The organism is Curtobacterium sp. AG1037, assembly GCF_003349855.1.
GTDB lineage: Bacteria > Actinomycetota > Actinomycetes > Actinomycetales > Microbacteriaceae > Curtobacterium > Curtobacterium citreum.
This window is the reverse complement of the sequence record NZ_QQAO01000005.1, coordinates 107875-127220: the sequence shown is the minus strand read 5'-3', so window position 1 is coordinate 127220 and position 19346 is coordinate 107875. Positions and strand designations below refer to the sequence as shown.

The 19346-nt window shown below is 67.1% G+C and carries 15 protein-coding genes; 8 read left to right on the top strand and 7 right to left on the bottom strand.

Going from position 1 to position 19346, the window contains the following annotated elements; all coding sequences use genetic code 11:
- Positions 1-36 precede the first annotated feature (36 nt).
- Complete coding sequence (locus tag DEU32_RS16915) at positions 37-1179, top strand: O-antigen ligase (protein WP_147281437.1); 1143 nt, start codon at positions 37-39, stop codon at positions 1177-1179.
- A 160-nt stretch (positions 1180-1339) separates the two neighbouring features.
- Here the strand turns inward: DEU32_RS16915 and DEU32_RS17515 are convergent, their stop codons facing one another.
- The 5 genes from DEU32_RS17515 to DEU32_RS09195 all read right to left on the bottom strand — a co-directional run bounded on the left by DEU32_RS17515 (position 1340) and on the right by DEU32_RS09195 (position 5854).
- Positions 1340-1567 carry a DapH/DapD/GlmU-related protein gene (locus DEU32_RS17515; RefSeq protein ID WP_309473787.1) on the bottom strand — a complete coding sequence of 76 codons (228 nt, stop codon included), beginning with the start codon at positions 1565-1567 and terminating at the stop codon, positions 1340-1342.
- A gap of 308 nt (positions 1568-1875) precedes the next feature.
- Entirely contained in the window at positions 1876-2964 is a 1089-nt protein-coding gene (locus DEU32_RS09210; protein ID WP_114850252.1) for a glycosyltransferase family 4 protein, read from the bottom strand.
- Positions 2961-4106, bottom strand: a complete 1146-nt coding sequence (locus DEU32_RS09205; RefSeq protein WP_114850251.1) for a glycosyltransferase — start codon at positions 4104-4106, stop codon at positions 2961-2963. Before DEU32_RS09205 ends, DEU32_RS09210 begins: the two co-directional genes overlap by 4 nt.
- Positions 4099-4662: an acetyltransferase gene (locus DEU32_RS09200; protein WP_114850250.1), complete on the bottom strand. Its 564-nt coding sequence runs from the start codon at positions 4660-4662 to the stop codon at positions 4099-4101. Before DEU32_RS09200 ends, DEU32_RS09205 begins: the two co-directional genes overlap by 8 nt.
- A 43-nt stretch (positions 4663-4705) precedes the next feature.
- Positions 4706-5854 (bottom strand): glycosyltransferase family 4 protein, encoded by a 1149-nt coding sequence (locus DEU32_RS09195; RefSeq protein ID WP_114850249.1) that lies wholly within the window; start codon positions 5852-5854, stop codon positions 4706-4708.
- Between the two features lie 131 nt (positions 5855-5985).
- On the opposite strand from DEU32_RS09195, the gene DEU32_RS09190 reads away from it, so the two are divergent.
- The 5 genes from DEU32_RS09190 to DEU32_RS09170 all read left to right on the top strand — a co-directional run bounded on the left by DEU32_RS09190 (position 5986) and on the right by DEU32_RS09170 (position 12077).
- Complete coding sequence (locus DEU32_RS09190) at positions 5986-7248, top strand: glycosyltransferase family 4 protein (protein ID WP_147281435.1); 1263 nt, start codon at positions 5986-5988, stop codon at positions 7246-7248.
- The gene (gene gmd / locus DEU32_RS09185) at positions 7245-8273 is read left to right on the top strand and encodes a GDP-mannose 4,6-dehydratase (protein WP_114850247.1); all 1029 of its coding nucleotides are present in this window, start codon (positions 7245-7247) and stop codon (positions 8271-8273) included. The genes DEU32_RS09190 and gmd overlap by 4 nt, the downstream gene beginning before the upstream one ends.
- A complete protein-coding gene (locus DEU32_RS09180) occupies positions 8273-9244 on the top strand; it encodes a GDP-L-fucose synthase (RefSeq protein WP_114850246.1) in 972 nt (323 codons plus the stop codon). The genes gmd and DEU32_RS09180 overlap by 1 nt, the downstream gene beginning before the upstream one ends.
- Positions 9245-9280: 36 nt before the next feature.
- Entirely contained in the window at positions 9281-11101 is a 1821-nt protein-coding gene (locus tag DEU32_RS09175) for a DUF4012 domain-containing protein (RefSeq protein ID WP_181819246.1), read from the top strand.
- A gap of 421 nt (positions 11102-11522) precedes the next feature.
- On the top strand, positions 11523-12077 hold the full coding sequence (locus DEU32_RS09170) for a sortase (protein ID WP_114850244.1): 555 nt from the start codon (positions 11523-11525) through the stop codon (positions 12075-12077).
- Positions 12078-12386: 309 nt separating this feature from the next.
- Here the strand turns inward: DEU32_RS09170 and DEU32_RS09165 are convergent, their stop codons facing one another.
- Positions 12387-13247, bottom strand: a complete 861-nt coding sequence (locus DEU32_RS09165; RefSeq protein ID WP_181819245.1) for a VanZ family protein — start codon at positions 13245-13247, stop codon at positions 12387-12389.
- A 272-nt stretch (positions 13248-13519) separates the two neighbouring features.
- On the opposite strand from DEU32_RS09165, the gene DEU32_RS09160 reads away from it, so the two are divergent.
- Together DEU32_RS09160 and DEU32_RS09155 are read left to right on the top strand one after the other, a co-directional pair.
- On the top strand, positions 13520-13849 hold the full coding sequence (locus DEU32_RS09160; RefSeq protein ID WP_114850242.1) for a hypothetical protein: 330 nt from the start codon (positions 13520-13522) through the stop codon (positions 13847-13849).
- Positions 13850-13959: 110 nt separating this feature from the next.
- On the top strand, positions 13960-14289 hold the full coding sequence (locus DEU32_RS09155; RefSeq protein ID WP_147281434.1) for a hypothetical protein: 330 nt from the start codon (positions 13960-13962) through the stop codon (positions 14287-14289).
- A 132-nt stretch (positions 14290-14421) separates the two neighbouring features.
- On the opposite strand, the gene DEU32_RS09150 is transcribed toward DEU32_RS09155, so the two are convergent.
- Positions 14422-19341, bottom strand: coding sequence for an Ig-like domain-containing protein (locus tag DEU32_RS09150; RefSeq protein WP_114850240.1), 4920 nt, complete (start codon positions 19339-19341; stop codon positions 14422-14424).
- Positions 19342-19346: the final 5 nt, after the last annotated feature.

Below are 19346 nucleotides of genomic sequence, written 5' to 3'. Positions count from 1 at the left end.
GCTGCTCTCACTTCTGGGTGGACTGGTTTTCGCTTGGTGGGCCTCAATCTCGCCGATTTCTTTCTAGTCGCTGCCGCAATTCTATCCGCGGTTAGCCTGGCAGCGGGCCGGGTCACATTGCAGCTGCGGTGGCAGTTCCTGCTGCTGCCCGCCTTGGTCCTGATGCTTATGGCGCGGGATGCGATCGTGTTCGATCGGCTTCCATTTCAACAGCTCACCGCCGCGCTATACACCACAGGTGAGTCGGTCGGAGAAACAGCGGGCGGGTCAGCGGCTTTCCTTGGGCGCATCCTCCTGTGCTGGACAATTATCGGCGTGGCGACGAGTGCGTTCCGCGATCGGAAGGATGCACTCGTCCGACTGGCGGGATTCTGGTCGGTTGGAATTGGGATAAGCGCCGTGTGGACGGTGGTGCAGTATGCAGCCGGACTTCCAGACCTTCCTTTCCTTTATCACGTCGACTCTGCCGTACGATCGGTCGGCCTTTCTAATCACCCTAATTCACTCGCCGAAACTGTTTGCGTTGCGATCCCGCTTTTCTGTCATTACGCTTTTGGGCGAGAAAAAAAGGTCCAACTGCGGATGCTTGCGTTCATCGGTCTGACTGCGGGGGTCTGGAGCCTGTTTCTTTCAGGGTCGCGCGCGGGTTTGGCTATGGGGCTCATTGCGTTCGTCGGTTCGGGAGTAGTCCGGTTGCGACTGAGCGGCCGTGGGATCTGGGGTATCCCTCTTGGGCTCCTAGCCACTGCGGTTGGGATACTGGTCCTTCCGCAGGTGTGGGCGACGACGCGATTCTCGGCTGGATCAGCTCAGCTTTCGAATACTGCTCGTGCACAAGCTCTGCAGGAAGGGTTCGAGATCTTCGTAAGCCACCCTATTCTGGGCGCTGGCCTATCGAGCTGGCTCGGTGAAATGGTGCCCCTCATCTTGCTCGCCGGCGGCGGCTTATTGCTCTTCGCAGTTTTCTACGCCGGAATTGGGTCGGTGTTCGTCCGCGGTCTTCGAGGCTCACGCGACGAACTGACTGCCCAACTCAGCTGGAGCGCATGTATCGTTTTGATGTTTGGGATACTGAACAATGGTATCGTTGAGCGCTACCTTTACTGGCCGTTCATTTTAGCTTTCTTCTTGACGCTCAATCGGGCGAACAACTCATCGACTTCTGAAGCACAGCAGTAGCGGGGCGTGGGTCCTGATGCACTGAGGAGGCCACCGACCTGAAAACGCGGTGACGCCTTGAGTGCGGCGCGCTATTGGTGCAGCCTAGGAGTGATGCTGGGTGAGAACGCCGCGCGCGGATTTGTTCAGGAGAAGGTCGCTGTGCCATGAAGTCAGTTTCTCAAAGATCCCAAGAAACGTTCTCTCTGATAACGCGGGCCGGTTGTCCGGCGACGAGCGCTCGGGCTGGGACGTCTCGCGTCACTATGCTTCCGAGTGCAATCACTGCTCCATCTCCCACCGTTACGCCTTTCAATACGCGTGCCCCTTGGCCGATCCAGACGTGGTTGCCAATGCGCACGGGCTTTCGGCCATAGGCACCGTTCAGGCTGTGCGCGTCGTTGTCCATGATGAGTACATCCCAGGCGATCGCGCAGTCGGTGCCTATCGTAATTGTTTCGGCACAATTGATCTCCACATTGCGGTTGAGATAGGTTCTCGCGCCAATGTAGATCGCCGCGGTAGGCGAAGTGGTCTCTAATCGAACTCGAGGAAAGAGCCGGACGCGTGGCCCGAGCTCCACGGTGCTCCCGCCGAGGAGGCGCATTCGCGGGAAACCGTCAAGTCTCCCGAGGCCTTTGGCTCGTACGCGCGGGGTTCGTGACCAGATGGCGAATCGAAGAACTCCTACTGCTCGCGCGACAGCCTGTCTGTAAGTCAACGTACCCTCATCGCTTCCAGAAAGACGTCTGAGAAGGCTTCTGGTGTGTATTTCAATATCTCCGGAGAGACAATATGGTCGGCAGGCAGCTTGCTGAGTCCGCGCAGAGCCGCTGAGATCGCCTCAAGGGTGGGCGGTACAACTGTGACTCCGGCCATCGACGCCACTGAGCGAGAAACACCCGCGTTCGAGCTCACAACAACGGACAAACCCGCTGCGAGCGCCTCATTCACGACGAGGCCCCAGACTTCCTGCTCGGACGGCAGCACCAGAGTATCGAACGTGGGTAGCAGTGAGGCGAGGGATTCATTTGTGACGTAGTCCATGAATTCCACGCGGTCCTCAAGAGCGAACCTGCGAGTCAATTCGAGGAGATCGCTGCGTAGATCGCCCTGCCCGACAAAGGTGAGGGAATCATCGATGCTCGCTGACTTATGGAAGGCTCGGAGTAGTAGCTCCGGGTTTTTCCGATCGATCAATTGGCCAACAAAAACATAGCGCCTGCCCCCTTGCGGTCGGTCTCGGTGCTGGGCCCAGGCCTGGCGGGCTGCGTCGTTGAACATAGCAACATCGATTGCGTTGAAGCCCCTGTGAATCCGGGTTGGTTGGACGCCGAAGCTAAGAAGTGCCTCCTCGGCGGCTTCGCCAGGTACCACGACCGCGTCGAGTGCTCGGAAAAACGTGCTGCGGGCTGCGGCGATCGGACCCGAACTGTGCGAATTCGACTTGAGTGTGGACTCGTAAAAGCCCACGCTTCGGACGTGTCGAAACTTCGTCTCGAATAGTAATTGGAAATATACTGGGGATTCCCAGCCGCCTAAGAGAGCGACATCCGTGCGTTGAGGGATGAGCCGAAGCTTCCGAGCAAAGTAATATGACTTCTCACCGTGCCGAAACGTGTAGTTAGGCACCTGCTCGAAGTCATCGCTCAGCGTGGGTGCCCAATCGGACGGGCGACGTCCCTCCTTGGCTAGGGAGTCGGGGGTCTCCAGGAGGTGCACTTTGAGTTGATGGTTTTTTCGAACGTGATCCCAGATTGGCATGCGATAGGGCGCCGCTACGTTGGTGAACCAACTGATGTTCATCGGGCTTGTCCTGTTTGATAGTAGTGGCGGGTGATCCCCGCGGCCACTTTAATGACGTCGTAATCTTGAGCGAGAGAGTATGCCTGCTGTCTTGCGTCCTCAAGCCGAGTCGGGTTCTGCAGCAATTCGCGCATCTGCCTGGCGAGATCAACGGCAGTACCTGTGTATACGAATCCGGCTTTTGCCTTCGATACTTCCGGAGCCAGGCTTGAGCTTTCATGCAAAAGCACGGGAGTCCCCTGGGTCAGCGCCTCAAGAATTGTTAGGCCAAATGGTTCGCGCTCGGCGGGTAGGACGTACAGTTTGCTTCCTGCCATCTGTCTGCCGACCTCTTCTGGTGCGACTCCACCGATCATTCTTACGTTGCTCGGTGATCCGGCGCGCTCTATTGCAAGACGGATCGTCGTTCCGTCCCCCTCGTCCGGGCCGGCGACGACGAAGCTAATATCGGGGAATTCCGGAGCGAGCTGTAGAGCGGCTTCGGTAAAACGCAGCCCTCCCTTCCGCGGGTGCAAACGTGCGAGGAAGAGAACCCTGTCTCGCGCCGTGTTTATCGGAGGAGATAAGTGGACGCCATTGGGCTGGATGATGATGCGTTGAGGCGATGCGCCAAGTGATCCGAAGAGCTGTGCTTCGCTTTCTGTCAGCGCGAATATAGTACTCGCGCCGCGGAGGGTGGAACGAAGGATAAGAGTGTCAAACGTGTGCGTCGCGATGCCGCGCTTCGCCTCGATCATTCCGTGGGTTTGTAGCACATAGCGTCGATTTCTGATTCGGAGTAGGACAGCTCCGAACGAAGTGAGTGTGTCACGGGCCAGATGTACGTGCACCACGTCGACGTCGCGACTGAGGCGCCACAAGCTGCGTAGGAGGGCTATTGAGAATAGCGCTCCGTAGCCCCGTCCGACCAGCCGGTGCGCTGGGAACCCGTGAAATCGCGTGCCTCCTATGCGCGCTGGAGGCGTATCGAAGTCTTCGTAAGTGGCAATGATGCGCACGTGGTGGCCAGCTTCGCGTTGCGCTCGCGCAAGGTCCGTCGCTACACGAAGCGGTCCTCCATATCTTCCATCGGGGCTGACATGCGCCACGAAGTGAATGATCCGGATCGGTGTGCCATCACTACTCGCTTTTTTCTCACACATCGAAGCGGGGGCCCTCTACTTTCGCCGGGTTGCCCGACGCTACAACGTTTTCGGGGAGCTCCGAGTTGACCACAGACATAGGCCGCACGAGAGCTGATCTCCCGATCCTTGAACCACCGAGGACCATGCAGCGAGAGGTGATCCAGGCGCCGGCTTCGATGTGGATCGGGCGGGTGAGGAGACCCATGTCGCGCTTGTACGCGTGGCTGCCGGTCGTGAGGAAGGTCTCCTGGGAGATGACGACGTCGTGGCCGACGTAGATGTGGTCTTGATTGTGGAACCAGACGCCTTCGCCGATCCAGCTGTCGTCGTCGATGTGCAACTTCCACGGGAAGCGAACTCGGGTCCTGGGTCGGAAGATCACTCCGGTACCGATCTCCGCACCGAAGGCGCGGAGGACCTTGATTCGCAGGCCGGACGAGATCTGCCAGGGATTCGTCACGAAGAGGAGCTCTGCGATCCCCCAGAGGTAGACGACCGCCCTCGGGCGTCCCCAAGCGGTCCGTTCGCCGGGAGCGTCCTTCAACTTGATGACTCGCGTCACGTCGGTTGTCATGAGTCCCCGATCCCCTCTGCCTGCGAGGAGCGACCTCGTGTGGCTACATCTTAGAGTGACCCGATCTCGTCTTCGCGTCGTCGACGAGCGACTCGAGGGCGCTGGCGTACCGGTCGACCATGTGACTGAGTGCGAACGCGTTGAGCCGCTCGCCGATCGCGGTCGACAGCTGCCCAACTCGCTCGGAGTCGTCGGCGAGCGCGATGAGCGTCGCCGCGAGTTCCGATGCGTTCGGTCCACATTCGATGCTGTCCGTGCCCGGTGTGAGGTACTCGTACTCAGGGCCGTGCCGAGCGCCGGAAGTCGTCACGATCGGCAGCTTCATCGCCATGCTCTCGACCGCGATCAGCCCCACTCGCCCCGGGTTGAGCAGCGCGGTGGCCACGCGTGCGAACTCTGCCTTGGCATCGTTGCCGACGTACCCGACCAACCGGACCTGGCCGCGTGCGACGGCCGCATCGAAGGCGGGCTCGAGTTCGCCTCTTCCGCCGACGAGGAGCTGGATGTCGGGGCGTGACGCCCACAGGGCATCGAGCGCTCCGACGACGAGGTCGATGCGCTTGCTCGCGTCGATACCGCCGATCATGGCGAAGACAGGACCGCTGCCGAGTCCGAGACGCGATCGCACCGTTGACCGATCGACTGCCTTCACCCGCTCGATCGCCTGCGAGAGGGCGGTCACGTCGATCGTGTTGTGCAGTGACGTGACGCGTGCAGCGTCCACGCCCCAGTCCTTTGCCACAGCAGCCCCGGTGTCGGTGTAGGCGAGGACGTGGGTCGCTGCTCGTGTCTGCCATCGACGGAGCGAACGCGTCAGCCGATTGTCCGGCGCGGTGAACGCCTCGACATGACCCCAGACGCCGACTGGTCGCCGACACTGTAGGAGTGCGCCGTAGGTCGCGGTGGCGCCCGCGGCGAGTTCGGCGACGACGACGTCTGCGTCCTTCCAGACTGATCGACCGTTGACGAGTCGGAGCCGAGCGCGACCGAGGCTCATGGTCCTTGCTCGCAGTCGGCGCTGACTGACACCCTCGATGCGGGCCACGTCTCGTCGCTTCGCTTGCGCGCCGGTCGGCTCTCCTGCGGCGATCACCAGCTCGTGACCTTGTTCCGCCAGACGGGCCGCGAGGGCCTCGAAGAACGGCGCGCGGTACGTCGGCACGTACGGTTGCATGATGACGATCCGAGCCACGGCGCTCGCCTCCTGATCCTTGGTTATCGCTCAGGTTAGGGCAGGCGTGCCCCGTTCGGGCGTCATTGCTCGAATCGGCCTTTCGCTCCCGGAGGTGCTCACCAAGCCATAGCGACTGTTATGTTCAGCCGGTGACGAAGCCCATGTCGGTTCTGCTGATCGGCATGAACTACACCCCGGAGACCACTGGGATCGCGCCGTACTCGGCAGGTCTCGCCGAGGAGCTCGCTCGCCGCGGGTTCCGCGTGCGTGTCCTGACCGCGCACCCCCACTATCCGCAATGGCGGTTCGACGGAGAGCCGCCCCGGCGGTCTCGTGAGTCGCGCGCTGGCGTCGTCGTCGAGCGATTCCGTCACCGCCTTCCCTCGAAGCCGGGCGGGCTGTCGCGCGCGATCTCGGAGATCTCGTTCGGTCTCGCATCGACGCTGGCGCGGCTGGGCCGCCCGGATGCCATCGTGCTCGTGTCACCCGCGCTCTTGTCGAGTGCGATCGCCTTCCTGCGGGCTCGGCTCGGCCGCCGGACTCCTGTCGTCGTCTGGGTCCAGGACCTGTACTCCCTCGGACTGCGTGAGCTCGGTGAACGGCCGGGTCGCCTTGCGCGGGCGGTCGCAGCGATGGAGGGGTGGCTGCTCAGGCGCGCGGACGCGGTCGTCGTGATCCACGAGCGATTCCGTGACACGGTCGTCCAGGAGCTCGGCGTCGCTCCGCAGGCCGTGACGGTCGTGCGCAACTGGTCGCACCTCGAGGACGTCGATCCCGTCGACCGTGCCGCAGCACGAACGGAACTCGGCTGGAAGGAGGACGACTTCGTCGTGCTCCACGCCGGCAACATGGGGGTCAAGCAGGGGCTCGAGAACGTCGTCGAGGCGGCAAGGCTCGCTGGCGAACGGGGCAGTCGTGTCCGCTTCGTGCTCCTCGGCGATGGGAATCAGCGGCGGGAACTCGAGCGCGCTGCCGAACAGGTCCCTGCGCTGCAGATGCTCGGCTCGCTCCCTGATGGGGAGTTCCGCCGCGCCCTCGTGGCAGCAGACGCACTGCTCGTCAACGAGAAGCCCGGCGTCGCTGGGATGGCGGTTCCGAGCAAGCTCACGTCCTACTTCAGTACCGGCCTTCCCGTTGTGGCAGCGACGGATCCGGGGAGCGTCACCGAAAGCGAGGTGGTCCTGTCCGGCGGGGGCATTTCCGTTGCGGCGGGCGAGCCGGGGGCGCTGCTCGAGTCTGCTGAGGCGCTCTCGGCCGACCCGGAACGGGCGGCAGAGATGGGGCTCGCCGGGCAGCGCTTCCGTCGGGAGCGCTTGTCCAGCCAGGCCTCTTTCAACACTTATGCTCAACTTCTGCAGGCGCTGACGCGGGGACGTCGGACTGCTACCTCCACGGGATCGGGACACGATTGACGAAGCGCGCACTCATCACGGGCATCACCGGGCAGGACGGGTCGTACCTGGCCGAGCTGCTCCTGCGGAAGGGTTACGAGGTGCACGGCGTCATCCGCCGCGCCTCGACCTTCAACACCTCGCGGATCGACCACCTGTACGTCGACCCGCACAACCCGGATGCGAAGCTCTTCCTGCACTACGGCGACCTTGGTGACGGTGCGCGGCTCGTCAGCCTGCTCGGTGAGCTGAAGCCGGACGAGGTGTACAACCTCGCCGCGCAGTCCCACGTGCGCGTCTCGTTCGACGAGCCGGAGCACACCGGTGACGTCACGGGTGTCGGCTCGATGCGCATGCTCGAAGCCGTCCGGATGTCGGGCATCCACACGCGCTTCTACCAGGCGTCGTCGTCCGAGATGTTCGGCGCGACCCCGCCGCCGCAGAACGAGGAGACGCCGTTCTGGCCGCGTTCCCCGTACGGAGCCGCGAAGGTCTACAGCTACTGGGTGACCCGGAACTACCGCGAGGCGTACGGCATGTTCGCCGTCAACGGCATCCTCTTCAACCACGAGTCCCCGCGCCGCGGCGAGACGTTCGTCACCCGCAAGATCACCCGCGCCGTGGCTCGGATCAAGGCCGGACTCGAGGATCACGTGTACCTCGGCAACCTCGACTCGGTGCGCGACTGGGGCTACGCGGCGGAGTACGTCGAAGGCATGTGGCGGATGCTGCAGGTCGACGAACCGGACGACTTCGTCCTCGCCACCGGGGGCAACTTCACGGTCAAGGACTTCCTGTCGACGGCGTTCTCGCACGCCGGGCTGAACTGGGAGGACCACGTCCGGTTCGACGAGCGGTACCTGCGCCCGAGCGAGGTGGACGCCTTGGTCGGCGACGCATCGAAGGCCAAGGAGAAGCTTGGCTGGGAGGCCACGGTCGACACGGCTGAGCTGGCTCGCATCATGGTCGACGCCGACATCGAGGCGCTCGGCCACGAGGGCCGTCCGTGGATCGACACCGTGAAGCTCGCGAGCTGGGAGTCCTGATGGCCGAGACCTCGTTCACCCCCGGACCGCTCGATCGGTCCGACCGCGTCTACATCGCCGGCCATCGCGGGCTCGTGGGCTCCGCGGTGCAGCGGAAGTTCGAGGCTGAGGGCTTCACCGACCTCGTGAGCCGGACGTCCGCCGAGCTGGACCTCAAGGACCGCACCGCGGTGTTCGACTTCTTCGCACACGAGCGCCCGAAGCACGTCGTGCTCGCGGCCGCGAAGGTCGGCGGGATCCTCGCGAACAACACCTACCCGCACGACTTCCTCAGCGAGAACCTGCAGATCCAGGTGAACGTCATGGACGCTGCGGTCGAGCACGGTGTCGAGCGCCTGGTGTTCCTCGGCTCGTCGTGCATCTACCCGAAGCTCGCAGAGCAGCCGATCCACGAGGACGCCCTGCTGACCGGGCACCTGGAGCCGACGAACGACGCGTACGCGATCGCGAAGATCGCGGGGATCCTGCAGGTGCAGGCCGTGCGCCGTCAGCACGGGCTGCCGTGGATCTCGGCGATGCCGACGAACCTGTACGGGCCCGGCGACAACTTCTCGCCGACGGGGTCCCACGTCCTGCCCGCACTGATCCGTCGCTACGACGAGGCGGTCCGGGACGGCGTGACCCGCGTGGAGAACTGGGGCACCGGGACACCGCGCCGCGAGTTCCTGCACGTCGACGACATGGCCGCCGCGGTGTTCCACCTGATCGAGCACTACGACGGGCCCGACCAGGTCAACGTCGGCACCGGGTCGGACGTGACCATCCGCGAGATCGCCGAGACCATCGCGAAGGTCGTCGGGTTCGAGGGCGAGACCGTGTGGGACACGTCGAAGCCCGATGGCACGCCGCAGAAGCTGCTCGACGTGTCGAAGCTCGCCGAGGCAGGATGGACCGCACAGATCGGGCTCGAGGACGGCCTGCGCAGCACGATCGACTGGTTCCACGAGAACGCCGACTCGATCCGTCAGTGACGGGAGGCGGACATGAGGGACCGTAGGATTGCCCTCATGTCCGACCTGCCCGAGTCGCGACGCACTGCTGTACGCCGGGGGAACAGGGCCCGGATCGTGCTGTGGATCGTCCTGGCCATCGTCCTGCTCGTCATCCTCGCCGTCGCCTGGGTGGGGGTGCGCGGTGTGCTCGCGAAGGGACACCTGGAGAACGCAGTCGCCGACGTCCAGACGCTCCGGACACAGCTGACGAGTGGCGACACCGCGAGCGCGGAGAAGACGGCCGCGCACCTGGAGGACGAGGCCGACGCGGCCCGCTCGTTGACCGGCGACCCGATGTGGCGCGCTTCGGAGCACGTCCCCTTCTTCGGCACCAACCTGCGTGCCGTCCGCCAGATCGCCGGCGTCGTCGACGACGTGTCGCAGGGTGCGGTCAGCCCGGTCGCCGGCGTCGTCGGCAAGCTCGGCACCGACTCGTTCGCGCCGAAGAACGGCAAGGTCGACCTGCAGCCCCTCGTGCAAGCGCAGGCACCGGTCGCAAGGGCGACCGCGACGATCGACAAGGCGGTCACGGACGCCGATGCGATCGACACGGCAAACACGCTTTCTCCGGTGACGTCCGCGGTGAACCAGCTTCGCAACGCCCTGACGTCCGTGCACGGACAGGTCGACACCGCGAGCCGGGTCGTGCAGCTCGCCCCGGCGATGCTCGGCGCCGACGGCGACCGGCAGTACCTGCTGCTCTTCCAGAACAACGCCGAGCTCCGGGCGGGCGGCGGGATCCCCGGCGCCGTGGCGCTGCTCAACGTGAACGACGGCTCCGTCGCCTTCGGTGACCAGCGGTCGGGCTCCTCGTTCGGCCCGTACCCGCAGTCGGTGCTCCCACTCGACGACGGCACGAAGGCGCTCTACGGCGACATCACCGGGCAGTACATGCAGGACGTGACGCTCACCCCCCGTTTCGACGTCTCCGGCAAGCTCGCCCAGGCGATGTGGCAGCGGGAGACCGGCCAGCAGGTGCACGGCGTCATCGCCATCGACCCCGTGACCCTCGGCTACCTCCTCAAGGCGACCGGGCCCGTGCAGCTCGCGACCGGTGACACGCTCACGTCCGACAATGCCGTCAAGCTGCTGCTGAGCGAGGCGTACGCGAAGTATTCCGACCCGAGGGTGCAGGACGCGTTCTTCGCCTCGGCGGCCAGTGCGGTGTTCGAGAAGGTCTCGAGCGGCGGGTTCAACGCGAAGCAGTTCGTCGCCGCGCTGACGCAGTCGGCGGGAGAGGGACGGCTCCGGCTCTGGAGCGCCGACGCGTCCGAGGAACAGCTCATCGACGGTACGGCCGTCTCCGGCGCGCTGCCGACGGCGGACGAGGAGACCCGGCAGTTCGGCGTCTACCTGAACGACGGCACCGGCTCGAAGATGGACTACTACCTGCAGAAGACGGTCTCGGTCGGGTCGTCGGTCTGCCGGAAGGACGGCTTGCCGACCTCCGCGGTCGAGGTCACGATCAAGAACACGGCGCCGGCCGACGCGGCCACGAGCCTTCCCAGGTACGTCACCGGCGGAGGGGACTTCGGCACCGAGCCCGGAAAGATCAAGACGCTCATCGCGGTCTACGCGCCGCAGGACGCGATCTTCCTCGGCGCCTCGCGGGACGGCAAGGGGGTCGGCGTGCAGACGGCGACCGACGACGGTCACCCGGTCGCGCAGCTACGGACCGTCTTGGCACCGGGCGAGAGCGCGACGTTCCGCGTCGCCTTCCTCGGGCAGGCGAAGAACGCGAAAGCCGGCACCGAGGTGCTGTCCACCCCCGGCGTCGAGCAGACCGAGGCCCTGCCGCTGCGCTTCGACTGCGCAGCGCCGGTGCCGCAAGGCTGATCGCGAACCATAGACCCGCGCAGGTCCTAACAACGTGATGAACGGTCGCGTTGCTCCAGGAAACGCGGATCCAGCTACCCCCAGATCGAGGGGAACCGATGCAAGCTGAGCGCCCTCGACGCGTGCTCATCGGGCTCACAGGGGTACAAATATGGGCCTGCGAGTGGCACTGATCTCGGTCATGAACTGGGGTTTTCTCCTCGTGTGAACTCCGTGTTACACGATGCTGACCATCGGGCGAACCGGTGTCTCTGAGGTGACGTGCGGAGAAAGTTACGGATCTGGTGGCAACACGCTGGGTATTCCCGCTAGATTGAGGGAACTTCGCCATAGCAACCGCGTGCACCACGTGGCTTGCGAGCGGTGCACGGGCTCTGGGTGTCAGGGTCTGAAGGATCAGATCACTAGGGGAACCACTTCTATGAAGAAGCTCATCGCCGCTGCCGTCCTCGCGGGCGCAGCCTTCATCGCCATCCCGACCGCGGCCAACGCTGCTGGGTACACGCCGGACTCCGACGTGTCGGTCTCGGGCAGCTACACCGCCGGGGGCACGGCGACCGTCGCCTTCACGCCGGGCGCCTTCCAGGACAACGAGGCTGTCCGCGTCCAGGTCACCGGTGCCGGTGCGGTCACGCTCGGCGCCCTGCCGACCACGACCACGTCCAAGGACTACACGGCGAACGCCGACGGCTCGCTGACCGTGCGCGTCACGTTCCCGGCCGGCGGCTCGGGCACCTACAACCTGACCGCGACGGGCGCGACCTCCGGCGTGACCGGCTTCGCGACCTTCACGATCGCGCCGGCCGGCGCGACCTCGGTCGCCGCCAACGGCAACACCGGCACGCCCGGTCAGCTCGCCTTCACGGGTGGCACCATCTCCACGCTCGGCCTCTGGGCTGCCGGTGGCGCCATCGTCCTCGGTGGTGGCCTGCTGGTCGTCCGCAAGTCGGTCCGGCGCCAGCGCGAGACCGTCTGAGCCTCGCTCGACTGACAGAACCCCCCGGCACCTCGGTGCCGGGGGGGTTCTTCTCGTTGCGGGGCGAATGCGCGCCAGGCGAGTGCTCGTCAGGCGACGACCAACGCGATCGCCACGACGGCGATCACCGCCAACGGCGCGACGATCCACAACCACCACGGGAACATCGAGGGCGGCCGGTAGGGGCGGCGTTCGGGTCGGGCCATGCGCTGACGGTAGGTCACGAATGTTTCCGGCAGGGGCGCGCTCTGTGCTTCTTCAGCCGTCAGTGCCGAACGCGGACAGCATGTCCATTGCAACAACGACTGCTCAGGCCCGCCGAACCCGCCCCAGCACCACGACCCCCAGCAGCACCCCGAGCGCGGCCCCCGAGGTGTTCGCGAGCACGTCGTCCACCGACGCGAACCGCGCCGGCAGGAACAGCGCCTGCGTCGTCTCGATCGCGCAACTCACCAGGAACCCGCCGAGCATCCCCACCCACCACCGCCGGGCCCCGAGCAGGAGCACGGCCAGAAACCCGAACGGCGCGAAGAACACCACGTTCGCCGTGAACTCGACCGCGCTGTACCCGAGCCACGACGGCGCTCCGAGCCGCTGCCCGGCCGCGATGGCCCGCACCAGCCACGGGTGGATCCCGCCGTCGACCGGCGTCCCCCACGTCGCCACGAGCACGACGAGCAGCCCGTAGGCCCCCGCGATCGTCCACGCCACCCGCTTGCTCCGCACCGAGGCGTGCGCCGCCCGCTCCCGCGCGTGCACCGCCGCGTCGAGCAGGCTGCCGAGCAGCACCCCGACCAGTCCGGCGGTCGCGACGTCCCGGAAGCGGTCCCACCGTCCGTCGGTGTGCACCGCCGCGGCCGCGGCGAGCACCAGGACGATCAGGCAGCTCACGACCGCGCGCTGCCGCACCCCGTCCGGCCTGGAGGCACGCCCCACCACCGCGAGCAGCACCGGCACCGGGACGGTCACCACCGTCACGACCATCGCCATCGCGAAGCCCGGGTCGACGTCGAGGGTGCCGTGCCCGACGGCGCGCAGCGCCGCGAGGGCGCGGCCCAGGGCGGACCGCAGCCCGTCCGCGGTACCCGGCACGAGCATCAGGGCGACCAGCAGTCCGACCGCCGCCCACAGCACGATCCGCACGGCGGTCGTCCTGCTCGCGGTGATCACGGGAACCGACCGTACTGTGCCGCGCCTCCCGGCCGCTGGCGACCGTCCGACGGCCGTGACGTCCCCCAGGAAGTCGTTCATCCGCGAAACGAGTACCCCGTTTCGGACCTGTACCCCGTTCCTGCGTCCCCCATCCCCGGATTTCCGGGGGTACCCGATCGATCGCATTGGTGCGACCCGTGAATCGGCGGGCATCGCTGGCGCTGCCGACGGTCGGCCCCGTAGCGTTCTGGTGTCAGCAGATGTACCCCGGATCGCGAAGGAGAGCGACAATGAGCATCACCGTCAACACCGACAGCCGAGCCGAGGTCACGCTCGACACCGAGACCGTCGACGTCATCGCGATCCTCGAAGCGGAAGCCGAGCACGCCGGTCGTGCCGCCCGTGCCAAGACCACCTGGACCCAGGAAGACGACGGCGAGTGGATCGCCAACTACGGCGGCTACTTCGGCGGCACCGTCGACAAGCGCGACGGTCGCTACGTGGCCTCCGACACGTTCGGACTGGTCGTCGGCGACTTCTCGACGCTCGAGGACGCCCAGGCCAAGCTCGCCGACCAGCTGCACGTCATGCTGCCGGCAGTCATCCGGCCGATCGACTAGTGCCCGGCGACCATCCCGGCCCGTCGTCGGACGGGCCCCGCGACACCAGCGCACCGCACAACACCACACTGCACGGTTCCACCAGCACCACCATCACGAGGAGCACCACCATGAGCACGAGCGTCACCAGCAGCCACCAGGCCGAGGTGACCGTGGACACGGCGACCATCGAGGTCATCACCGGCATCGCTGCCGGGGTCGTGTCACCCGATGCGCCGGCCCGGGCGCACGTCGTCTGGTCCGAAGCCGACACGGGGCTCTGGGCGGCGAACTACGGCGGGTACTACGGGGGAGTGGTCGACCAGCAGGGCGCGCACTTCTTCGTCTCGGACACCTACGGGCAGTACGTCGGGGACTTCCGCTCCCTGCACGAAGCCCAGGACCGACTGGCCGAGCGACTGCACCAGCTGCTGCCGGACGTCCGGCGGACGCTCGACTGACCTGGTCTGCTGCTGCAACGACGGAGGGCCGGGACACCATCTGGTGTCCCGGCCCTCCGCCGTTGCTGGTTGCTTCTTGCTGGCTGCTTCTTGGTGGCCGGTGGCCGGTGGCCGGTGGCCGGTGGCCGCCGGTCAGCGCTTCTGTGCGGTGCGACGGCGGTGCAGCAGGACCAGGCCCAGGCCGATCGCCATCAGGACGAACGAGGCACCGAGGCCGGGCCACAGCACGTCGCTGCCCGTGAAGGCCAGGCGGTCGCCGCTCGGGGTGGTGACGATGACGCCGCCGCCCTTCGCCGGGTTCTGCGTGATGCCGGGCACGACCGGGATCGTGACCGAGACCGTCGCGGTGGCGCGGCTGCCGTCCTCGCCGGCGACCGAGTACCGGATCGTCGCGGTGCCGGCGTAGCCGTCGACCGGGGTGAAGGTGACCGTGCCCGAGGGCTGGACCGTGAAGGCGCCCTCGCCGGCGATCGTCACGGTGTCGACGAGTTTGCCCGTCTTCGGGTCGACCAGGCGGACCGACGCGGGGTCGATCGGCGCCGTGCCGGGGCCGTCGTTGCCGAGGACGTCCACGACGGTCGCGGTGCCGGGCTTGCCGTCACGGTGGTCCGCCTTCGCGGTCGGCGGGGTGCCGACGACGACGGTCATGACTGCATCGCTCGTGTGGCCGTCGGTGTCCGTGATCCGGTAGTCCCCCTTCGTCGGACCGGAGAACCCCGGTTCCGGCGTGAAGGTCACGGTCCCGTCCGCGTCGTTCACCGACCAGACACCGTTCCGAGGCACCGCGATGCGGGACACCGAGGCACCGGAGCCGTCGATCAGTCGGACGGTGGACCGGACGATCGGCGTCGCGGCGTTCCCGGCGTCGTCGTTGCTCAGGACCGACATCGTCACTGGAGTGTCCATCGCGGTGCGCGCCCAGTCGTCGTGCGCGGCGGGCGCGACCGAGGTGACCGCGACGGTGATCGTCGCAGCAGCGGTCACCCCGCCCGTGTCGGCGACCCGGTAGGTCACCGGTTCGGCAGCGCCACTGAAGCCCTGCGCCGGAGCGAACGTCACCTTCCCGGTGGTCGAGTCGACGGTGTACGTGCCCTGGCCGGCGACGGTGAGCTGCTTGCCGTCCGTGCTGACCGTGGCGCCGTTCGGCTGGCCCGTCGCCGGGAAGACCACGCTGGCGGGGTCGAGCGGCGTGCCGCCCGCGACGCCCGGGCCGTCGTTGCGCAGGACCGTGATCGACACCGGGGTGTTCTGCTCGGTCGTCGCGGTGTCGTCCTTCGCCGCCGGGCCGACCGGGGTGACCGTGGCGATGATCGTCGCGGTCGTCGTGGTGCCGTCGGTGTCGGCGACCTGGTAGGTCACCGGCGTCGCGGTCCCGCGGAAGGTCGGCTCGGGCGTGAAGGTGACCGTGCCCGACTCCGGGTCGATCACGTACGTGCCCTGGCCCGGGACGGTGAGCTGCTTCGCGCTCTCGGTGCCGACGGCGCCCGCGGGCTGGCCGGCGGCCGGGAAGACGACGCTGGTCGGGTCGAGCGGGGTGGCCGCGTTGCCGCCGTGGTCGTTGCCGAGCACGTCGATCGTCGCGGAGTCGCCCTGCGCGAGGGTGGCGGTGTCCGGCTCGGCGGTCGGGGAGACCGCGGTGACCGTGGTGGTCAGCGTGCCGGTGCCGGTCATGCCGCCGGCGTCGCTCACCTGGTAGGTCACCGGCGTGGTCGTGCCGGAGAACCCGGGCGCCGGGGTGAAGGTGATCTTGCCGGTCTTCGGGTCGACGGCGTACACGCCCGCACCGGGGACGGTGAGCTGCTTGCCGTCGTCCGAGATCGTCGCGCCGGTCGGCTGCCCGTCCTTCGGGAAGACGACGCTCGTCGGGTCGACCGCGGTGCCGTCGGCGACCCCACGCTGCGTGGTGCCGGCGACGTCGAACGTGGTCGGCGTGTTCTGCGAGGTCGTCGCGGTGGTGTCCCGCGCGACCTTCGGGCCGACGCCGTTCGCCGTCACGGTGATCGTCGCGCTGGCCGTCGTGCCGTCGGTGTCCGCGACCTGGTAGGTCACCGGGGTGGCGGTGCCGCGGAAGGTGGCCTCGGGCGTGAAGGTGACCTTCCCGGTGCTCGGGTCGATCGTGTACGTGCCCTCACCGGGGACGGTCAGCTGCTTGCCGTCGGTGCTGGTCGTGCCCGTCTTGGTGCTGGGGAACGTCACGGTGGTGGGGTCGAGCGGGGTCTGGGCGTTGCCGGCGGTGTCGTTCGCCAGGACGTCGACGGTGGTCGCGCTGCCCTGGTCGGTCGTCGCGGTGTCGTCCTTCGCGGACGGGCTGACGGCGCTGACGGTGACGCTGATCGTCGCGGTGTCCGTCGCCTTCCCGGTGTCGGCGACCTGGTACGTCACCGGCGTGGTGGTGCCGGTGAAGCCCTGCGCCGGGGTGACCGTGACCTTGCCGGTGGTCGGGTCGATCGTGTACGTGGCCTCGCCGGGGACGGTGAGCTGCTTGCCGTCCGGGGACACGATCGCACCGTTCGGCTGGCCGGAGGTCGGGAAGACCACGCTGGTCGGGTCGACCGGGGTGCCGTTCGCGACGCCGGGCTGGTCGTTCGCGGTGACGTCGACGACGACCGGGGCGTTCTGCTCGGTCGTCGCGCTGTCGTCCTGCGCCGCGGGGCCGACCGGGGTGACCGTCGCGGTCATCGTCGCCGACGCGGTGTGGCCGTCGACGTCGGCGACCCGGTAGGTCACGGGCGTCGCGGTACCGCGGAAGGTCGGCTCGGGGGTGAAGGTGACCTTGCCGGACTTCGGGTCGATGGCGTACGAGCCCTCGCCCGGGACGGTGAGCTGCTTCGTGCCGTTGCCGGGGAACGTCACGGTGGTGGGGTCGAGCGGGGTCGCTGCGTTGCCCGGGGTGTCGTTGCCCAGGACGTCGACCGTCGCCGTGTCGCCCTGCGCCAGCGTGACGGTGTCGTCCTTCGCGGTCGGGGTGACGGCCGTGACGGTGACGGTCAGCGTGCCGGTGCCGGTCGCGCCGCCGGTGTCACCGACCTGGTACGTGACCGGGGTGGTCGTGCCGGTGGAGCCCTGCGCCGGGGTGAACGTGATCTCCCCGGTGGTCGGGTCAGCGGTGTAGGTGCCCTGACCGGGGACGGTCAGCTGGCGGCCGTCGGTGCTCGTGGTGGCACCGGCGGGCTGGCCCGTGGTCGGGAAGGTGACCGTCGTCGGGTCGACGGGGGTACCGCCCTGCACGCCCGGGGCGGTGTCGCGGACGACGTCGACCGTGGTCGGGGTGTTCTGCTGCGTCGTGGCGGTCTCGTTCTTCGCCGTCGGGCCGACCGCGGCGACCTGCACCGTGATCGTCGCCGTGGACGTCGCGCCGTCGGCGTCGGCGACCTGGTAGGACACGGGCGAGGTGGTGCCGCGGAACGCGGGGTCCGGGGTGAACGTGACCTTGCCGGTGCTCTGGTCGATCGTGTACGTGCCTTCGCCGGGGACCGTGAGCTGCTTGCCGTCGGTGCTCACGGTGGCGCCCTTCGGCTGGCCGGAGGTCGGGAAGACGACGCTCGAGGCGACGGTGCCGCCCTCGTCGTTCGCCAGGACGTCGACCGTCACGGCCGTGCCCTGCGTGGTCTTCGCGGTGTCGGGCTGCGCGTTCCCCTTGTACGTCACGGCGATCTGGCCGGAGGTCTGGTTGCCGCGGGTGTCGTCCACCGTGTACGTGACCGGCGTCGGGTTCTTCGTGGAGCCGCTCTCCGGCGTGAAGGTGACCTCGCCGGACTGCGGGTCGACGGTCCAGGTGCCCTCACCGGGGACGGTGAGCTGCTTGCCGCCGTTCGACACGATCGAGTCCGGCGTGTTCGGGGTCAGCGTGACGGTGGTCGGGTCGATGGAGCCCGTCGAGCCCGCGAGCGGGTCGACGGTCACCGGCTGGCCGGGGGTGTTGCCCGTCGACGAGGTGTTCGTCACGGTCGGCTTGAGCGGGTTCGAGAACACGCACTGCACGTCGCCGCCGCCCGCGGGGACGGTGAACGGCGCCGAGGTGCCCGTGCCCTGTGCGACGACCGAGCCGTCGACCAGGTTGATGCACTTGTACGTCGTGTCGTACGCGTTCGGGTCGGTCGTGGTGTTCCCCGGGGTCTGGTCGACCGTGTAGCTCTGCCCGGGCAGCAGGATGATCGGGCCCACCGTGACGGTGTCCTTGCCGGTCGACGTCGTCGCGCTCACCGGGGTCGGGATGTCACCGCCGCTGATGGTCGTCGTGAGCTGGTCGCTCGGCTTCGCGCGACCGTCGGTGAAGCCGCCCTGCGACTGGCCGGTCGACGGCACTGCGTTCGACGCCATGTCGGTGATCGAGACGCCGACGGTCTTGGTGTCGACGGTCTTGCCGTTCACCGGGTTGACCTTGAGGAACGAGTTCGTCCCGTTGCCCGCGATGTACAGGTAGCCGTCGTCACCGAAGGCCAGCGAGTTCAGGATCGGGGTGTTGCTGATCAGCGGACCGACCGCGGTCGCCGTCGTGTTGCCACCGCCGAGGTCGGATGCGTTGACGCGGTAGAGCTGCGCGGTGTTCGAGTTGTTGTTCGCGCCCGAGCTGGACACGAAGTACAGGTTGCCCTGCCGGTCGAACGCCAGGTCGCCGCTGCCGCCGGGTGCTCCCGCCGCGGAGACGGTGACCGGGGTGGTGGAGATCTTGTTCGTCGCCGGGTCGTACGAGTCGAAGAGGAACTTGCCGTTGGTCTGCCCGCCGAAGAAGAACAGCTGCGTCTTCGGATTGACGCCACCCATGGTGGTTCCGACGGTCGCGCCCGTGGAGCGCTGCGTCGACTCCCAGGTGTTCGTCGACGCGGTGTACTCGCGGACCGTCGCACTGTCGGTCATGTAGAGCTTGTCGCCGTCGGCGGAGATGCCGAGCTGGTTGAAGCTGCCGTTGTTCGCCGGACCGGTGGGGGCGGTCAGGACGGTCGTCGCCGCCCCGGTCGTCCGGTCGATCGTCACGACGTTCGACGACGAGCTCTGGACGGCGTAGAGCTTCGACGCGTCGAAGGCCGGGGCCGCGAACGCGGCGTGCGGCAACAGGA

Excerpts from the sequence above, each read along its gene's own strand:
- DEU32_RS17515 (WP_309473787.1), bottom strand. The coding sequence starts at position 1,567 with ATGGACAACGACGCGCACAGCCTGAACGGTGCCTATGGCCGAAAGCCC.
- DEU32_RS09210 (WP_114850252.1), bottom strand. The coding sequence starts at position 2,964 with ATGAACATCAGTTGGTTCACCAACGTAGCGGCGCCCTATCGCATGCCA.
- DEU32_RS09205 (WP_114850251.1), bottom strand. The coding sequence starts at position 4,106 with ATGTGTGAGAAAAAAGCGAGTAGTGATGGCACACCGATCCGGATCATT.
- DEU32_RS09200 (WP_114850250.1), bottom strand. The coding sequence starts at position 4,662 with ATGACAACCGACGTGACGCGAGTCATCAAGTTGAAGGACGCTCCCGGC.
- DEU32_RS09180 (WP_114850246.1), top strand. The coding sequence starts at position 8,273 with ATGGCCGAGACCTCGTTCACCCCCGGACCGCTCGATCGGTCCGACCGC.
- DEU32_RS09175 (WP_181819246.1), top strand. The coding sequence starts at position 9,281 with ATGTCCGACCTGCCCGAGTCGCGACGCACTGCTGTACGCCGGGGGAAC.
- DEU32_RS09170 (WP_114850244.1), top strand. The coding sequence starts at position 11,523 with ATGAAGAAGCTCATCGCCGCTGCCGTCCTCGCGGGCGCAGCCTTCATC.
- DEU32_RS09160 (WP_114850242.1), top strand. The coding sequence starts at position 13,520 with ATGAGCATCACCGTCAACACCGACAGCCGAGCCGAGGTCACGCTCGAC.
- DEU32_RS09155 (WP_147281434.1), top strand. The coding sequence starts at position 13,960 with ATGAGCACGAGCGTCACCAGCAGCCACCAGGCCGAGGTGACCGTGGAC.